The organism is Streptomyces sp. Y1 (genome assembly GCF_041053115.1).
Classification (GTDB): Bacteria; Actinomycetota; Actinomycetes; order Streptomycetales; family Streptomycetaceae; genus Kitasatospora; species Kitasatospora rubellomurina.
On sequence record NZ_CP163445.1, the window covers coordinates 1497570 to 1514624 of the forward strand.

General features: G+C 76.8%; 11 protein-coding genes. 3 read left to right on the forward strand and 8 right to left on the reverse strand.

Translation table 11 applies throughout. The features are described 5' to 3' along the window. Window positions 1-32: 32 nt before the first annotated feature. The gene (locus tag AB2U05_RS06335) at window positions 33-1109 is read left to right on the forward strand and encodes an L-tyrosine/L-tryptophan isonitrile synthase family protein (protein ID WP_078861021.1); all 1077 of its coding nucleotides are present in this window, start codon (window positions 33-35) and stop codon (window positions 1107-1109) included. A 40-nt stretch (window positions 1110-1149) separates the two neighbouring features. Here the strand turns inward: AB2U05_RS06335 and AB2U05_RS06340 are convergent, their stop codons facing one another. Genes AB2U05_RS06340 through AB2U05_RS06350 form a run of 3 tightly spaced genes read right to left on the reverse strand, consistent with a single transcriptional unit; the run spans window position 1150 to window position 4136 of the window. Beyond that, window positions 1150-1935, reverse strand: a complete 786-nt coding sequence (locus AB2U05_RS06340) for an ABC transporter ATP-binding protein (protein WP_369182666.1) — start codon at window positions 1933-1935, stop codon at window positions 1150-1152. Beyond that, window positions 1932-3023: an iron ABC transporter permease gene (locus AB2U05_RS06345; RefSeq protein WP_045710594.1), complete on the reverse strand. Its 1092-nt coding sequence runs from the start codon at window positions 3021-3023 to the stop codon at window positions 1932-1934. Before AB2U05_RS06345 ends, AB2U05_RS06340 begins: the two co-directional genes overlap by 4 nt. A gap of 3 nt (window positions 3024-3026) precedes the next feature. Continuing rightward, window positions 3027-4136 (reverse strand): ABC transporter substrate-binding protein, encoded by a 1110-nt coding sequence (locus AB2U05_RS06350; protein WP_369182667.1) that lies wholly within the window; start codon window positions 4134-4136, stop codon window positions 3027-3029. A gap of 201 nt (window positions 4137-4337) precedes the next feature. Between AB2U05_RS06350 and AB2U05_RS06355 the strand changes: the two genes are divergently transcribed. After that, window positions 4338-5144: a helical backbone metal receptor gene (locus tag AB2U05_RS06355; RefSeq protein WP_369182668.1), complete on the forward strand. Its 807-nt coding sequence runs from the start codon at window positions 4338-4340 to the stop codon at window positions 5142-5144. A 50-nt stretch (window positions 5145-5194) separates the two neighbouring features. Then, the gene (locus AB2U05_RS06360; protein ID WP_052706939.1) at window positions 5195-6226 is read left to right on the forward strand and encodes a lytic transglycosylase domain-containing protein; all 1032 of its coding nucleotides are present in this window, start codon (window positions 5195-5197) and stop codon (window positions 6224-6226) included. Window positions 6227-6358: 132 nt separating this feature from the next. On the opposite strand, the gene AB2U05_RS06365 is transcribed toward AB2U05_RS06360, so the two are convergent. From AB2U05_RS06365 to AB2U05_RS06385, 5 genes are all read right to left on the reverse strand, one after another. Further along, window positions 6359-8521, reverse strand: a complete 2163-nt coding sequence (locus AB2U05_RS06365) for a hypothetical protein (RefSeq protein ID WP_369182669.1) — start codon at window positions 8519-8521, stop codon at window positions 6359-6361. A 187-nt stretch (window positions 8522-8708) separates the two neighbouring features. Next, window positions 8709-10346 (reverse strand): lipase maturation factor family protein, encoded by a 1638-nt coding sequence (locus tag AB2U05_RS06370; RefSeq protein WP_369182670.1) that lies wholly within the window; start codon window positions 10344-10346, stop codon window positions 8709-8711. 168 nt (window positions 10347-10514) lie between these two features. Next, entirely contained in the window at window positions 10515-10967 is a 453-nt protein-coding gene (locus tag AB2U05_RS06375) for a MarR family winged helix-turn-helix transcriptional regulator (protein WP_045705262.1), read from the reverse strand. 133 nt (window positions 10968-11100) lie between these two features. Continuing rightward, a complete protein-coding gene (locus tag AB2U05_RS06380; protein WP_369182671.1) occupies window positions 11101-13050 on the reverse strand; it encodes a hypothetical protein in 1950 nt (649 codons plus the stop codon). Then, a complete protein-coding gene (locus tag AB2U05_RS06385; protein WP_369182672.1) occupies window positions 13047-17054 on the reverse strand; it encodes a DUF5682 family protein in 4008 nt (1335 codons plus the stop codon). The genes AB2U05_RS06380 and AB2U05_RS06385 overlap by 4 nt, the downstream gene beginning before the upstream one ends. Window position 17055: the final 1 nt, after the last annotated feature.

A 17055-nucleotide genomic window follows, 5' to 3' on the forward strand; every position in this document is an offset into this window, starting at 1 on the left:
CTTCCCCGCCCCTCGTCACGGAGGACCCCGCCATGCCATCCGCCGGCACCCTCACCGCACCCGCCCGTCCCGCCTCCATACCCGAGCGCGACCGCCGCGACGGCCAGGATGCCCCCGGCGCCGCCCGCCTCGCCGCCCGCGTCCTCGCCCTGCTGCTGCCCCACCGGCGCGCCGCCGACCCGGAGTTCGACGCCCGCCCGGAGCACTTCCCGCTCCAGCTCGCCCAGGTGGCCGACTTCATCGCGGCGGGCGAGCCGATCCGGTTCACCCTGCCGGGCTTCCCCTGCAAGTCCCCCAACCCGGCGAAGGTGCTGGGCCACCTGCCCGACGAGGGCGAGCGCCTGTCGCTGACCTTCCTCGACGGCCTCTGCGCCGAGATCGGCCGCCTGTACGCGCCCGGCGCCCGCATCCTGATCTGCTCGGACGGGCACATCTTCGGGGACCTCGTCCACGTCCCCGACCGCCACATCGACGAGTACTCCGACGCGCTGACTCGCATGATCGCCTCCGAGGGCCTGACCCGCCTGGACACCTTCGACCTGCGGGCCGTCCTCGGCGACCTGCCGCACGACGAGAAGCGCGCCCTGGTGCACGCCCGGTACGCCCCGGGCCTGGAAGAGTTGCGCGAGCAGGTGCTGGCGGACGAGGAGACCCGGCGGCTGTACCTCGGCATCACCCGGTTCCTCACCGAGGACTCGACCGGCTTCCCCGGTACCCGCTCGGCGCTGCAGCGGGACTGCCGCCGCCGCGCCTACGGGGTGATCCAACGCAGCCGGGCCTGGGGAGAGTTGATCGCCGAGCGACACCCCCGGTCGGTCCGGCTGTCGATCCACCCGCAGCCGGCCGGCGCGCCCAAGTTCGGCATCCGGCTGCTCGCCGCGCCCGATGCCTGGACCACCCCCTGGCACTCCGCGGTGCTCCACCGTACGGACGGGAGCTGGGAGTTGCTGCGCAGCGAGGAGGCGGCCCGGCTCGGCCGCCCGGTGCTGCGGGACGGCCGGCCGAGCCATTACGAGAGCCACGACGAGAGCAGCGACGAGAGCAGCGACCAGGGCCAGGACCAGGGCCATGACGAGAGTCGCGACCAGGGCCACGACGGGGGCAGCTGAGCGCTCGACGTACGACGCACGCCGGCCGGGCAGGAGGCCGCTACGCGCCCTGCCCGGCCGGTGTGCGGTGGTCGAAGGCGATCAGCGGATCGCCGGTGAGCGGGTGTTCGACCACCGCCGCCCGGACGCCGAAGACCTCGGCCAGCAGCTCGGCGGTCAGCACCTCGCGCGGCGCCCCGGAGGCCACCAGGGCGCCGTCGTGCAGGACGTGCAGCCGGTCGCAGACCGAGGCGGCGGCGTTGAGGTCGTGCAGCGCGACCAGGGTGGTGCGCCGCTGTTCCCGCAGCAGGGCCAGGAGTTCGACCTGGTGCCGGACGTCGAGGTGGTTGGTCGGCTCGTCCAGGACCAGGACGTCGGGCTGCTGGGCGAGGGCGCGGGCGAGCAGCACCCGCTGCCGTTCGCCGCCGGAGAGTTGGGCGAAGCGGCGGTCGGCGGCGGCCGCCATGCCGACCCGGGCCAGCGCCTCGGCGGTGATCCGGTGGTCCTCGGCGTCGTCGGCGGCGAACGCCCCCTTGTAGGGGGTGCGGCCCATCGCGACGACCTCGCGCACGTTCAACTCGAAGTCACCGCCGCGCTCCTGGGGCAGGGCGGCGATGTGCCGGGCGGACTGCGCGGGCCGCAACGCGGCCACGTCCCGCCCGGCGAGCAGCACCCGCCCGGCGCTCGGCCGCAGGTGCCGGTAGACGGTGCGCAGCAGGCTGGACTTGCCGCTGCCGTTGGGGCCGACGAGTCCGGCGATCTCGCCGTCCTCGGCGACGAGGTGGACTCCGGCCACCACCCGCCGGCCGGCCAGGGTGACGCTCAGGTCCTCGACGGCGATCCTCACTTGGGCTCCAGTCGTCGGTCCAGCAGGTAGAGCAGGGTGGGGGCGCCGAGGACGGCGGTGACCACGCCGATGGGCAGTTCCTGGCCGTCCAGGGCGGTGCGGGCGGCGGTGTCGACGACGACGAGCAGGACGGCGCCGGTGAGGGCGGACAGGGGCAGCAGGCGGCGGTGGTCGCCGCCGACGAGGAGTCGGCACACGTGCGGCACCATGAGTCCGACGAAGCCGATGGCGCCGGAGACGGCGACCAGGACGCCGGTGAGCAGGCTGGTGACGACGAAGACCTCGCGGCGCAGCCGGGTGACGTCGATGCCGAGTCCGGCGGCGGTCTCGTCGCCCATGAGGAGGGCGTTGAGGCCGCGGGCGCGGGCCTGGAGGAGGGCGAGTGCGAGTGCCACGGCTGCGGCGGGGAGGGCGAGTTGGGCCCAGACGGCGCCGCCGAGGCTGCCCATGAGCCAGAACAGCACGCCGCGGGTCTGCTGTTCGTCGCGGGTCTGCAGGACGAGGTAGCTGGTGAGGCCGCCGAGGAACTGGGCGATGCCGATGCCGGCGAGGACGAGGCGCAGGGGGGCGAAGCCGCCGCCGCGGCGGGCGATCAGCCAGACCAGGGCGAAGGCGGCGAGGGCGCCGGTGAAGGCGGCGAGGGAGACGGTGAGGCCGAGGGCGCTGCCGAAGGTGAGGTCGAGGCCGAGGGTGGTGCCGAGGACGACGGCGGCGACGGCGCCGAGGGAGGCGCCGGAGGAGATGCCGAGCAGGTACGGGTCGGCGAGGGGGTTGCGGACGATGGCCTGGACGGCGGTGCCGACCAGGCCGAGTCCGGCGCCGACGACGGCGGCCAGCAGGGCGCGGGGGAAGCGCAGTTGCCAGACGATGAGGTCGCGGGTGCCGGGTTCGGGGGTGCGTCCGGTGAGGCGGCGGGCGATCACGGCCCAGACCTCGCCGGGTGGGATGTCGACGGAGCCGAGGGAGACGGCGGCGGTGAGGGCGAGGAGCAGGGCGGCGGTGAGGGCGGCGGCCAGCGGCCCGGCCCGCAGGGTGCGGGCCGGGCGCCGGGTGCTGCTCGTGGCGGGGGCGGGGGTGGCCGAAGTCACGTCCTACTGGCCACTCTTGGCGGTGTCGGGCTTGACGAGGTCGGGGTGGACGGTGGCGGCGATCTGCCGGACGGCGTCGGCGTTGCGCACGCCCGCGATGGTGGTGGCTTCGGAGCCGAGGCGGATGAAGTGCCCCTGCTGGACGGCCGTCAGGCCCTGGGTGGCGGGGAAGCTGCGCAGGAAGGCCTCGGCGTCGTCGTAGGCCTTGCGGGTGGCGTCCTCGCTGCCGCGGTTGCGGACGGCGAGCTGGATCCAGTCGGGGTTCTTGGCGACGACGTCCTCCCAGCTGCCGGGCTTGAAGTCGGCGTCGCAGTCGGCGAAGACGTTGCGTGCGCCGGCCAGGGTGATGACGGCGTTGGCGACCTGTCGGCCGCAGACTGCCGTCGGCTGCTTGGTGCCGGCGTCGAAGTCGAAGAGGAAGTAGCTGGGGCGCTGTTCGGCGGGGACGGCGGCGAGTGCGGTGCGGACTTCGCCGATCCGCTGTTCCATGCCGGTGACGAGTTCCTCGGCACGGGCGGCGGTGCCGGTGACGGCGCCGACGCGGCGCAGGTCGTCCTCGACGGCGGCGAGGTCGGTGCGCGGCGCCTTGGCGGCCTTGGGGGTGCCGGCGCAGGCGGTGGAGAGGAGTTGGACGTGCTGGATGCCGGCCGCCGCGTACTCCTCCTCGCTGGGGGCGGTGGCGGCGCCGCCCATCATCGGCATCGCGCCGAAGGTGTCGAGGTAGAGGTCGGCGCCGGAGCCGAGGAGCTTCTCCTTGGGGATGGTCTTGTCGCCGAGGACGGGCACCTTGGCGCCCTGGTCGGCGAGTTCGGCGGGCAGGGTGCCCTTGCCGGGCGGGAAGCCGGTGCCGATGACGCGGTCGCCGGCGCCGAGTCGCAGCAGCATCTCAAGGCTGGCCGCGTTGCTGGTGACGATCTTCGTCGGTGCCTTGGTGACGGTGGTCTCCTTGCCCGCGCAGTCGGCGACCTTGACGGGGAAGCCGCTCGCCGGGGCGGCCTTGGCGGTGTCCGCCGCGGCGGTGCCGTTCCCGTTTCCGTTCCCGGCGCCGCTTCCGCAGGCCGTGGCGAACAGGGCGACGGCGGCCGCGATACCGCAGACGACGCGAGGGCGCATGGATTCTCTCCTGGTCGGTGATCGTGCGTGGAACTGCTGCGGGGCCGTAGGCCGTACGGCACGGACCCGGACCAGGTAGTCGGCCGGCGGGCGGGGCGGGTTCCCGGGGATTTCCGGCTCGGCGGCGGACGGGGGCTCGGCTGGGGGCGCGGCGGCGGACGGGGGCGGGGCGGCGCGGGGTCGCGCGCGTACGCTGGCCGGATGACCGACCCCGTTGCCCCGCACGACGACCTCGGCCTGCCCGTTCCGCTCGGGCCGCGCCCGCCGCGCCGGGTGGTGTCGCTGGTGCCGTCGCTGACCGAGGCGGTGGCCGTCACGGCGCCCGGCCTGCTGGTCGGCGCGACGGACTGGTGCAGTCACCCGGCCGACCTGGCCGTGGCCCGGATCGGCGGCACGAAGAACCCGGACGTGCCGGGAGTCCTGGCGCTGGAGCCGGACCTGGTGATCGCCAACGACGAGGAGAACCGCCGCCCGGACCTGGACGCGCTGCGGGCGGCCGGGGTGCCGGTCTGGGTCACCGACGTCCGGGACCTGGACGGCGCGTTTCGTTCGCTGGAGCGCCTGTTGACGACGGCGTGCGGGCTGGCGCGCCCGTCGTGGCTGGACGAGGCGGAGGCGGCGTGGCGGGAGGTGCGGCCGGTGGCGGGCGGTCCGCGGGCGATCGTGCCGATCTGGCGCCGCCCGTGGATGGTGCTGGGCCGGGACACCTTCGCCGGCGACCTGCTGGGCCGCCTCGGCCTGCGGCTGGTGCACTCCGGTCACGCCGAGCGGTACCCGGCCGTGCCGCTGCCCGAACTGCTGGCCGCCCGGCCGGACTTGGTGGTGCTGCCGGACGAGCCGTACCGGTTCACGGCGCAGGACGGCCCGGAGGCGTTCCCGGGTGTGCCGGTGGCACTGGTCAGCGGGCGGCACCTGACCTGGTACGGGCCGTCGCTGGTGGGCGCCGCCGCGGTGCTGGGGCGGGCGGTGGGCGACCCGTTCGTACAAGACGGGCCGGGCACATCGTAGGATGACCGGCACTCACCGGGCCCGCCGGTGACGAGTGGGGGGAACCACTGTTGAACAAGCGCCCCAGCAGAACCGTCGTCGTGCTGTCGTCGGTCGCCGCCGTGTCGACCGCCGCCCTGGCCGGCTACCTCGCCAGCGGCTCGGACGACAGCCGCACGGACGCCGCGCCGAAGACCGCCGTCGTCGCGGGGACGGCCGCCGCGAGCGACACCCCGAGCCCCGGCCCGTCGACCAGCCCGGCCGCGACCCCGACCGAGACCGCGTCGGCGAGCCCGACCGCCTCGGCCTCGCCCAGCGCCACCGCGAGCAGGTCCGCGAAGGCCTCGCCGAGCGCGCCGGGCGGCAACGCCCGTGCCGGGGGCGGCAGCCAGCCCGGCGGCGCGGCCACCCAGCCGCCGGTCGCCAAGCCCGCCATCGCGGCGCCCGTGCCGACCGCCAAGCCCGGCCCGGTCGCGCCCCCGCCGCCGCCCGCGCCGGCGACCCCGCACGTGCCGCCGCTGCAGAGCGGCTGCAAGCCCAGCAAGCCCCGCCCGGACGAGGCCAAGGACGCCGTCGGCGCGGCCCTCGCCTCGGCCGCCGGGCAGTCCCGGACGCTCAACCTCAGCAGCGGCGGCACCGACAAGCTCCCGCCGCTGCCCGTCAACCTGGTCAAGGCGATCGCCTGGCAGGAGAGCGGCTGGCAGTCCGGCATCGTCGCCTGCGACGGCGGGATCGGCACCATGCAGGTCATGCCGAACACGGTCAGCTGGATGAACAGCAAGTTCGGCACCACCTCGGACCCGGCCACGCTCGCCGGGAACGTCCAGCTCGGCAGCCAGCTGCTCGACTGGCTCGTCGCCTACTACGGCGACTCCTCCTTCGGCGGCAAGTACGACCTCTCCCCCGACCCGGCCACCGGCAAGACGCCGCTGCTCGACCTGGTCATCTCCGCGTACAACGCCGGCGCGGGGAACGTGCACTACAACACCGTCACCGACCCGGCCACGGGCGAGGTCGTCGGCAGCCTGGTCATCCCGAACCCGACGTACGTCGCCAACGTCAAGGCGCTGATGGCCAGCCAGCCGTGGAACAAGGCCGGCTGACGGGACGCCCCGACGCCCTCGGCCGCGGCCTCGGCGCCGTCGTGCGGCAGGGCCCGGGACGCGAACTCCTCGCGTCCCGGGCCCTGTGCTGTGCCGTGCTGGTACGGCTCCGCCCCTCGGTGCGGCCCCGGATCAGCCGCGCGCGGTGGCGACGGCGGCGCCCAGCGCCTCCTTGATGCGCGGGCCGAGACGGGCGAAGCCCAGCTCCTTCATGGCCGCGCGCAGCAGCTCGTCCTCGGTGCGCTCGATCCCGTCGCCGTCCACCCAGCGGACGACGGCGAGCAGTTCGTCGGCCGAGTAGGCGGTCACGGGGCGGCCGGGGGTGAAGTCCGGCTTCTCGGGGCGGCCGGTGGCGGCGGGCTCGGGCTCGACGGGCTCGACGGGCTCGACGGGCTCGACGACGGCCTCCTCGGCGGGGGTCTCCACGGCCTCGACCGTCAGGGCGGCCTCGGCGGCCGGCTCCTCGACCTCGGCCTCGGGCGCCTCCTCGGCGGCCTCCGGCTCGGCCTCGGGCTCCACGACGGCTTCGGGGACCTCGACGGTCTCGGCGGCCTCGGCGGCCTCGGCGGTCTCGACCTCCGACTCCGGCTCCACGACCGGCTCTTCGGCCTCTTCGAGTTCTTCGACGAGGGCCGACGCCGCCGGCTCGACGGCCGTGTCCTCGGCGACGACCTCGGTCTCCGCGTGGACGACCTCGGGAACCTCAGCCGTCTCCACCTCCACGGCCTCGACCGTCTCGATCTCGATCTCGGCCTCGGCCTCGGCCTCGACGTCCGCCTCGGCCAGCGGCTCCTCGACCTGCTCGGCCTGCTCCGCCGGCTCCTCGTCCGTCGCAGCGGCCTCGGCCAGGGCGGCGGTCGCGGCGGCCACCAGGTCGTCGGCGGCCGGCGAGGGAGCGGGGAGGGACACCACGGTCGGCGCGGCCTCCTCGGGGGCCGCGTCCTCCGTCACCACCTCGGCGACCGGCTCGGCGTCGACGGAGTCGGCGTCCGCCTCGGGGGCCGACTCCTCGATCGCCTCGGCCTCGACCGCCTCGGCGTCCGTGGCCTCCTCGGCCAGACCGTCCCGCTGACCGCCGGCCAGCGCCTGAAGCGCGGCGGCCTCAGCTTCGACCTCGACCTCGTCGGTCCCGGCGGTCTCCGCCGGCTCGGCGACGCCCTCGGCCTCTGCCCCGGCCTCTGCCTCGACCTCGGCTTCAACCTCGACCTCGGCCTCGACCTCGGCCTCGACCTCGGTCGTGGTCTCGACGGCCTCCGCCGTGGTGTCCTCAGCCGTGTCCTCGACCTCGACGGCCTCCGAAGCAACGGCCTCCGAAGCAACGACGTCCGAAGCGGCGGCGTCCTCCGCCAGACCGTCCCGCTGCCCGCCCGCCAGCGCCTGGCGCGCGGCGTACGCGGCCTCGGCGGCGCGGCGGTCGGCGCGGACGGCGGTGAGTTCGGCGAGCAGCTCGCCGAGGCCGGCTTCCTCCAGGTCGGCGCGCAGGGCGCGGATGGTGGGCAGGCGGTAGAGGGTGCCCTCGTCGGCGGCCAGTCGTTCGACCAGCTCGACGAGTTCGGCGAAGGCGATCCCGTCGAGGTCGTGGCCCGGGAGCAGCCGGGCGAGGTCGCGCAGGCCGGTGTTGATCGCCTCGAAGGCCTGGGCGGTGATCTCGACGCGGGCGCCGTCCGCGGGGACGGCGGGGAGGGTCCCGGCGGGGGCGAGGACGGCCCAGGCGCGGCGCTCGACGGAGGCGGAGCCGAGGGCTTCGTGCAGGTCCTCGCGGCGGATCCGGCGGTCGTGCGCGAGGGCGGCGGCCTGCTTGCGCAGCGAGCGGGCGCGCAGCCAGGACAGCTTGACGCCGTGCTCCTTGCGCCAGGCGCTGTCGGCGGTGGCGGCGACGAGGGGGCCGAGGTCGGTGTCGTAGGCGGCGGCGGTGAGGACGGCGCCGGTGTTGCGCACCCGCTGGAGGGTCTCGACCAGCAGCGCGGTCTTGGCGACGGTGTCGGGTTCGTCGAGCTGGACCTCGGCGGCCAGTTCGGTGACGGTCTCCCAGGTCTGCTGGAGGTCGCGGCCGCGCAGTTCGGCGAGGACGGTGGAGGCGGCGCGGGCGTCCTCGGGGGTGGCGACGGTGTCGACGGCCGCGTACCAGGCGTGGGTGTCGGCACTGAGGGTGAAGGCCCCGAGGTCGGCGTAGCGGCCGAGGTCCTCGCGGAGGTCGGGCTGCGCGGCGGCGTCCTGGGGGTCCTTGACGTCTGCGGCGTCGGCGACGTCCGCCGGGTCGGCTGCGTCGGCGTTGCGCGAGTGAAGCACTGTCATGTGAGGTCCGGTTCTGGGCGACGGCGGCGGGGCTGGCGGCGAGGGGGGCGGCGGACCGGGGTGCGCGGGGTTGCCCCTGGGCGGGGCGGGGGCGCGCGGTCGGGCCGCCGGGTGTGGACGCCCAGAATACGGGTGCCCGTTCGAGCCTTGCACGCACCCACCGCCCGACTGGCCGGTGTCGCGTGCCCTACCGCTCGCGTGGCCGCCACCCGGGAGGTCCGTCCGGGGGCGTGTCCGGAGGTCCGGACGGGTGACCGTGCCGGTCCGGGCGGTCGGCGCGGTCGGCGCGGTGGTCGCGGCCGGGGAGGGGGCGGCCGGGCCGCCGGGGCCGGTCGAGCGGGACCTGGCGGACGGGCCGGGCGGGCCGGCCGAGCGGTGGCCGGTACCCGGCGCGGCCCAGGGTGGGCAGGTCGACGGGCGCGAGGTACTCGTGCAGCGCGGTGCGGTGCCACCACGCGCCGGTTTCGCGCAGTTCGCGCCATCCGGTGAACCGGTACAGGTGGAGGGTCGCCCGGACGTGGGTCGGTGGGGCGTCGGGGAAGGGGTTGTGGTGGAGCAGCCGGAGGGTGGCGCGGTCGCCGGAGAGCAGGCGGGCGACGAACGGCAGGAACCAGGGGCGGGCGTAGGCGGGCGAGATGCCGGCGAACCACATCAGCCAGTCCAGCCGCAGGTGGTAGGGGGCGTACTGGCGGGGTAGGCGGCGCACGTCGCCGGGTTTGCCCTTGAATCCGTACTCGCGCCAGACGGTGTGCGGGGTGACGGTGGCCTCGTCGGTGCCCTCGACGACGATCTCCTGGCGGATCCGGTTGATGCTGCCGAAGGCGCCGTAGGTGTTGACGAGGTGGAGCCGGTTGAAGGAGCGGTTCATGACCTGGCGGCGGGAGAGCAGGTTCCGTACCGGCCAGTAGCTGAGGACGGCGACGGCGGCGGTGACGGCGACGACCAGCACCTCGTACCAGGCGGGGGCGGCGGGGTAGCCGCGGGGGCGGAGGGTGAGGCCGAGGCGGGCCGGTTCGACGGCGGCGAGGGCGAGGACGACGGTCAGCCAGTTGAGCCAGGCGAAGTTGCCGGAGGCGATCAGCCACAGCTGGGTGGCGACGACGGCGCAGGCGGCCCAGGTCGCGACCGGTTGGGGGAGGAACAGGCCGATCGGGACGAGGAGTTGGACGACGTGGTTGGCGGCGGCCTCGACCCGGTGCAGTGGGGCGGGCAGGTGGTGGAAGAACCAGCTGAGCGGCCCGGGCATCGGCTGGGTCTCGTGGTGGAAGCGCAGGCAGGTCAGGTCGCGCCAGCAGCTGTCGCCGCGCAGCTTGATCAGCCCGGCGCCGAACTCGACGCGGAAGACGAGCCAGCGCATCAGCCACAGGACGAGGGCGGGCGGGGCGGTGTCGGCGTTGCCGAGGAAGGCGGCGAGGGAGCCGGCCTCCAGGAGCAGCGACTCCCAGCCGAAGGAGTACCAGGTCTGGCCGACGTTGACGATGGAGAGGTAGAGCGCCCACAGGACGGCCCACAGTGCGATGGACGCCGCCAGCGGGACGGCGTCGCCGAGCCCGGCGGCCACGGCGGCGGCGAGGGCGGCGCCGGTCCACGCGACGGCGGCGAAGAAGCGGTCGCTGTAGTGGACGTGGAAGAGGCTCGGTGACTGCCGGAACGGGACGCGGGCCGTGAAGCGGGGCACCGGGAGCATGCCGTCCGCGCCGAGGAGGGCGCGGAACTGGGCGGCGGCGGCGAGGAATCCGATCAGGTAGAGGCCGGCGAGCAGGCGTTGGACGAGCAGCCGGCTCGGCCAGTAGTCGGGGGCGGCGAACCAGGCGGACCAGTCCATGCGGCCCATGCCTACCATCGGCGGCGGGTGGCCGGGCCCGGCCGGGGCGCGGGCGGGCGGCGGTTCACCCGCTCGGGCCCGGCGGCGCGGGCGGGCGGGGGGACGGGGTGGGCGGGGGCGGGGGCGGGGGCGGGGGCGGGGCCTTGGGCAGCCGGGGCCGGGGCCGGGTCAGGCGCTGGCGGGCGCGGGTTCGGCGATGGAGTCGACGAGCGGGGCCAGCTCGGGGATCCCGGCGGCCTCGGCGAGGACCGTCTCCAGGGCGGCGTCGTGCACCGGGCGGGCGGACTCCAGCAGGGCGCGGCCCTCGGGCGTCACCTCGGTGTAGATGCCGCGCCGGTCGTCCGCGCACAGGTAGCGGGCGAGCAGGCCGCGGTCCTCCAGTCGGGACACCAGCCGGGTGGTCGCACTGCTGCTGAGCGCCGCCGCGCGGGCCAGCTGCTGCATCCTCATGTGCCAGCCGTCCTGGCGGGAGAGCGCGTCCAGCACGGTGAACTCGACCACGGAGAGCTGGTGCTCGGCCTGCAGCGCCTTCTCCAGCGCGGTGTCGATCAGGCCGTGCAGTGCGGCGAGCGTCCGCCAGCCGCGGGCCCGGACCTCGGCCGCGTCGTCGCGGATCCCCATCGCTCGCTCACCCTTCGCGTTCACCGGCGCCTGCCGTCGCGGGTCTGGTCTCCGCGACGGCCCAGTATGCCAGCCTGCGCGGATCGCCCGTCCGTGCACGTGGTTTCGCCGTCCGCTCCCGGTTCTCCGTTCCTCACCCCTCTCCCGCCCAGGCGGCCGTGCAGAGCGCGGCGCCCAGCGCCTCGGTGTAGCAGGCGGCCGCCAACCAGGCGGCGGCGAAGGCGTCGTGGTCGTCGGGGACCACCCGGCCGAACACGTCCCGGCCGCGGCTCGCCGCCTCGGCCCGCAGGCCGTCCAGCAGTTCGGCGGCCGTGGCCAGACCGGCGGCGCGCAGCAGGCGGCGATCGGCGGCGGCCGTGGCCGCGTTCGGGACCGGGGCCTGGCGGCCGGTGGTGACCGTCTGCGCGACCCGGCGGGCGAGGAGGTGGACGGGCGGGGTGGGGGTGGTGACGGTGAGCGTGGTGTTGGTGAGCCTGGTGTTGGTGGGCGTGGTGTCGGCGGCGCTGACGGGGGGCTCGGCGGGGGGCCCGGCGGGGAGGTCGGCAGGGAGGTCGGCGGTCTGGAGGCGTTCGAGGCCGAGGTTGACCCGGCCGGCCCGGTCCGCCGGGAGCGCGGGCACCGGGCCGGCCGGCTGCGGGTCGGCGGGCTGCGGGGGTGCGCCGAGGGCGAGCAGGCGCAGCTCCGGGCGGTCCGAGCGTTCCAGGCGGCCGATCACCCGCAGTCGCAGGCCCGGGGCGGTGGCCAGCAGGGCCAGGTTGGCCCGGAAGGCCAGCTCGGGGTGCTCGTGCCCGGGCAGCAGCGCGATCACCGGTCCGGCCGGGCCCGGGCGGCCGGCGCACCGGGCCAGCAGCTGCGGTGCACCGTCCGGCCCGGAGGGGGCCGGGCCCAGCAGGGTGACGTCCAGGAACAGCAGGTCGGACCCGGCCGGGCGGCTCTCGTACGGCAGTTCCTCGGCGGCGAGGGCCCGGGCCACCTGGTCGGCCACCGGCTCCGACCACAGCCGGGCGGCGGGCCCGGCCGTCCACGCCGAGCCCGCCGCGCGCACCGCCCGTACGGCGGCGCCCGCGCCCAGCCGGCCGGTGGCGGACCTGGTCGCGCCCTGGACGGTCAGGCCGGCGCGGCTGAACTCGCGGTGGCTGAGCGGGGCGTCGCCGAGGCGCAGGGCCCGGTTGCCCGCGCCGGCCGCCTGGGCGGGGGCCGTGGCGGCGTCGGTGTGCGGCATCACCTCGGCGATGGTGCTGAGCCGGCCGTCGCCGTCCACCGCCCAGCTGACCGCCCCGGCGTGGGTGGCGGTCAGCACCGGTTCGGTGAACAGCCCGTGGAGGCGCAGCCCGCCTTCCGGGGCGTACGTCCGGCGGGCGGTGCCGCGCAGTTCGGCGAGCGGGGCGCTGGTCTCGGCACCGGCCGGGGGCCTGGTCAGGGCGGTGGTGAGGGCGAGTAGATCGCGCAGGCCGGACACCAGGTCGGCCAGTCGGTGGTCGGGTGCGCCGGAGCGGGCCGCGCGCAGCCGGGTGGCCACGGTCACCGCCGCCGCGGCCGGGCGGTGCAGTCCGGCCAGGCGGGCTCCGTGGGCGGCGTGCAGCAGTTCGGCCTGGGTCACGGCGCCGGCGGCGCCGACCCCGGCGGCCAGCACGGCGCAGGCGGCGTGGTGGAGGTGGCGGGCGGCGGCGAGTTCGGACGGGGCCAGGGTGGGGTTGTCCTCGGCGAGGGTGTCCTCGGCGGGTGCGTCCTGGGTGCGGGCGGTGTCCGGGGCCTGGGGCTCGGTGGTGTCGGGCCCGGGCTCGGCGAGGGTGCAGAGGGTGACGGCGGCGGCCCGGTGCACGCAGGCCGGGGCGAGCAGGCAGCCGCAGCGGACGTCCGCCGGGTCGGCGACCACCCCGTCCGGGGCGTGCAGGACGAGCAGCGTCTCCTCGTCCACCTCCACCCGCCACTGGTGGCCGGAGCGCGTCACCGGGCGCTGCGCCAGTTTCGCGGCCGCGCCGTCCAGCCGCTTCTGCAGGCGGGCGCTCAGCGCGGACACCACCTCGGCGACCACCTCCGGCCGCACGCCCGGCCAGTCGCCGTCGCTCGTCGTCTCGTTCATCGCACCTTCTCCCCCGCCCAGCGGGCCAGTTCCAGCGGGCTCAGCGCCGCCACGGGCATGCCGGCCGCGACCAGTTGGCCCGCGACCGCCTTCGAGTACCGGGCCGTGCCGGTGTCGTCCATGGCGGCGCAGCCGAGCAGGTGCACGCCGGAGTCGACCAGGGCCCGGGCCTGGGCCAGCAGGGCGCCGAGCGGGCCGCCCTCCTCGAAGTCGCTGACCACGGCGACCAGCGTGCGGGAGGGCACCGTCACCAGGTCGCGGGCGTACCGCAGGCCGCTCGCGATGCTGGTGCCGCCGCCGATCCGCACCTCCAGCAGGAGGCTCAGCGGGTCCGCCACCCGCTCGGTGAGGTCGACCACCTCGGTGGAGAAGGCGACGAAGTGGGTGCTCAGCGAGGGCACGCCGGCCAGGATCGAGGCCGTCAGCGCCGCCCAGACCGTGGACGCCTCCATCGACCCGGAGACGTCGACGACCAGGATCAGGCGCCAGTCGTTCGCCTGCCGGGCCCTGGTCCGGAACACCGGGCGCTCGGGCACGATCAGGGTGCCGCCGTCCGGGGACGGGCGGGCGGTGGCCAGGTTGGCCCGGATCGTCCGGTCCAGGTCGAGCCCGCCGCCGGGGCGGCGGGAGGGGCGCGGCAGCGCGATGCCGGTCAGGGCCGGGCGCAGCCTGGTCGCCAGCTCGCGGCCCAGCTCGTCGACGAGGCGGCGGACCAGCGGACGCAGCCGGGCCACCCGTGCCTCGGGCAGGCCGCCGGCGTGCTCCAGCACGGTGCGCAGCAGGTCGACGGACGGGCGGACGGCGGACGGGTCGAGCTCCTCGAGGGCGTCGGTGCGACCCCGGGCGACGGCGGCGGCCAGGACCTCCTCCCGGATGCCCGGGCCGAAGAGCGCCTCCAGTTCCTCGGCCCACTCGCGCGCGCCCGGGTACGGCGCTTCGCGGCCGCCGCGGTGGCCTGCCGCCGCGCGGCTGCGGCTGTCCAGGCCCGGGCCGGATCCTTCGCCGTGCCCGTTTCCGTACAGCTCGTCGAGGGCGGTGGCGAGTCGGGCGCCGCGGCCGTGGAGGCCGCCGCTGCCGGGGCGGCCGAGCAGCAGGCGCCAGCGCTCGGCCGGGCCGAGATCGTGGGGCCGTGCGGGTGCGGGTCCTTCCGTGATCGGTTCTGGTGTCGGTGTCGACGGCGGTGCGGGCGCGGGCTCGTGGACCGGCTCGCGGGCCGGCAGGAGGCCGCGGCGGGCGAGCGCGGCACGGGCGGCCAGGTCGGCGCGGACCCAGGCGGCGAGCACGGCGGGGTCCGTTTCCTCGGGCAGGGCGGTGAGCCGGGTGCCGAGCCGTTCCTCGACCAGGGTCAGCAGCCGGTCGCGGGCTGCGGGGCCGAGGGTGTCGAAGCCGCCGCGCAGCGCGGGCAGGCGGTCCAGGAAGGCGGCGTCGGGCAGCGCGGTGACCCGTTCCAGCAGCGGCTGCAACGCCTCCGGCGCGCTGTCGAACAGGCCCTCGGCCGCCGTGAGCAGTCCGGTCAGGCTCCGCCCGAGCGCGCGCCGGGATTCCGGGGTGGTCGCGCCGTCCACCCAGGAGGCGGCGCGGGCGCCCAGCGCCTGTGCGCCGTCCTGCCCGAGCAGCACCCGCACCGCCCCCGCGGCGCCCCGCACCAACGGGCTGCCCCGCTCGGCGAGTTCGGCCAGCGCCCGGCCCAGGCGCAGCCCGCCCCGCAGGTCCGCCCGCCGGGCCAGCTCCACCAGCGCCCTGGCGTCGGCCGGGTCGTCCGACCCGCCCAGGCCCTCCAACTGCCGCACCGCCGCTACCGTCAGCGCCTCCCCGGCGGCCTCCACCGGCCCGCCGGGCGCGGGCAGCGGCGGCCGCTGCGCGGAGCCGCCGGGAAGGGGGCCGGGCACGTCGTGGACGGCGGAGTTCGGCGGCTCGGATGCGGAAGTGCCGACCGCTCCCGCCGAGTTCGGGCCGGACAGGACGACCGCCTGCGGCTGCGCGGCCCGGTGGCGTTCCGGCTGCGCCGCCGCTGCCCGGGCAGGCGGGGAGGTGGCGGAATCGGGGCGGTGACCGGGGGCCGGGCCGCCGCCGGCACCGTCCGCCGGCCAGGTGCCGGGTGCCTCGACGCCGGCCCCGTCCGGAGGCGCGGCTACGGTCCCGCCCGACGAGGACGGCCCGGCCGGAGCCGTCCGAGAGGGCGGCTCCGCGGTGCCTCCCGGGAGGGCGCCGGACGTGGGATCCCCCGCGCGGGTACCGGGATCCCCGGGTGTGGGGAGCACGTGGTTCGGCGCGGGCGGCGGGGTGAGGTCGACGGGGAGGTGGCCTGCGGTGAGGCGGTCGAGAAGGGCGAGGGCGTCGAGGAGGTCGGGGAGGGTGCCGGCAGTGGGGAGGACGGTGGTGAGTTGGGTGAGGCGGGTGGCGGTGAGGGCGGGGAGGGCGCAGGAGGCGGCGGCGGTGAGGCCGTCGATGACGTCGCGCGGGGTGGGGTGGTCGGTGAGTCGGGTGCGGAGGGTGCCTTCGGCGGCCTGGGCGGGGGTGACTCCGCGGGTGCCGGCGACGGTGAGCATGGCGGCGGTGGCCGGGGTCCAGTGGAGGCGCCAGCGGGTGCCGAGGGTTTCGGTGCCGCCGGCGCCGGTGGTGGGGATCGGGTCGGCGTAGGGGACGTCGCAGGCGGTCAGGCGGTGGAGGAGGGTTTCGCGGCGGCGGTCGAGGGGGCTGCGCCGGGGGTCGAGGCGCAGCTCGCGGGGGCCGGGGTCGGTGGGGTCGGGGAGGCCGAGGTCGGCGAGGAGGGTTTCGACGGCGGGGGCGAGTCCGCTGCGCGTGGCGGCGGGGGTGGGGCGGCCGGTGCGGGTGCCGACGAGGACGCGTTCGAGGGCGCGGGCGACGGCTCGGCCGCGGCCGAGGGGTTCGCCCTGGGCGAGGACGGTCTGGACGGCTTCGACGAGTTCGCCGCGGCCGGGGGCGGCGTGGCCGCGCAGGCGGGCGAGGTCGCCGGCGAGGCGGACGATCTCGCGGGCGTCGGCCGGGCCGCTGGGGTGGTCGTCGGTGCGCAGGGCGGCGCAGATGCGGACGGCGGTGGTGGTGAGCGCCCGGGTGAGGCGGTCGGGGTCGCCGCCCGCGTCGAGGACGGTGTGCTGCCATTCGGGGTCGCGGATGCCGGCCGGGTAGCCGGAGCGGGCGTCGAGCAGTGGGTAGGTGTACGGGATCAGGGAGAGGGTGGGCTCGGGTGCGGCGGGGCCGGGCGGCGGCGGTTCGGTGGCGGTGGGCCCGTCGAGCAGGGCGGGGGCGTGGAAGGCGCCGACGACGACGGCGATCCGACGGCCGCCGGCGGTGGCGTCCTGGATGCGGGCGCGCATCCAGGCTTCGCGGCGCTGGTCGTGGGGGTCGACGCCGGGGCCGGTCTCGGCGTCGTGGCGCAGGGCCCAGCCGACGAGCAGGGCGGCGCGGCGGACGGCGTCCGGGGTGGAGCCGGGGGCTGCGGTCTCGACGAGGCGGTCCCACAGGTCCTCGTCGCTGTCGCGGCCGGTGAGGCGGTGGCGCAGCGCCACGGCCAGGCCTGGGGCCGCCAGGCCGTCCGGGGACCGGTGTTCGGCGGTGCGCCGTTCGGCGGTGCGGTGGGCGAGCGGGAGGTCGCAGGCGATGGCTTCGACGCCGTGGCGCCGGGCCCAGCGCAGGGCGACGAGTTCCGGGGAGAAGTCGGCGAACGGGTAGAAGGCCGGACCGGGGCCGTCGTCGGGGCCGGCGGGGGCGGCGGCGAGGGCGACGGGGGCTTCGGTGGCCTCGTCGGCGAGCAGGCCGAGCCAGGGCTGGAACTCGGCGGGGAGTTCGATCAGGACGGCCTCGGGCCGGGCGGCGTCGAGCAGCGCGGGCAGGACCGCGCTGAGGGAGGGCGCGTGGTGGCGCACGCCGATCAGGTAGGGCCCGGGCCGGGCGGTGCCGGAGGCGGCCAGCTGCTCGGCGGCGGCCCGGACGGCGTCCTCGTCGGCCCGGGCTGGTGCCTGTGCGCTGCTCAACGTCCGCATG

Coding starts and splice junctions, on each gene's coding strand:
- AB2U05_RS06365 (WP_369182669.1), bottom strand. CDS start 8,521: ATGACAGTGCTTCACTCGCGCAACGCCGACGCAGCCGACCCGGCGGAC.
- AB2U05_RS06370 (WP_369182670.1), bottom strand. CDS start 10,346: ATGGACTGGTCCGCCTGGTTCGCCGCCCCCGACTACTGGCCGAGCCGG.
- AB2U05_RS06335 (WP_078861021.1), top strand. CDS start 33: ATGCCATCCGCCGGCACCCTCACCGCACCCGCCCGTCCCGCCTCCATA.
- AB2U05_RS06380 (WP_369182671.1), bottom strand. CDS start 13,050: ATGAACGAGACGACGAGCGACGGCGACTGGCCGGGCGTGCGGCCGGAG.
- AB2U05_RS06355 (WP_369182668.1), top strand. CDS start 4,338: ATGACCGACCCCGTTGCCCCGCACGACGACCTCGGCCTGCCCGTTCCG.
- AB2U05_RS06375 (WP_045705262.1), bottom strand. CDS start 10,967: ATGGGGATCCGCGACGACGCGGCCGAGGTCCGGGCCCGCGGCTGGCGG.
- AB2U05_RS06350 (WP_369182667.1), bottom strand. CDS start 4,136: ATGCGCCCTCGCGTCGTCTGCGGTATCGCGGCCGCCGTCGCCCTGTTC.
- AB2U05_RS06385 (WP_369182672.1), bottom strand. CDS start 17,054: ATGCGGACGTTGAGCAGCGCACAGGCACCAGCCCGGGCCGACGAGGAC.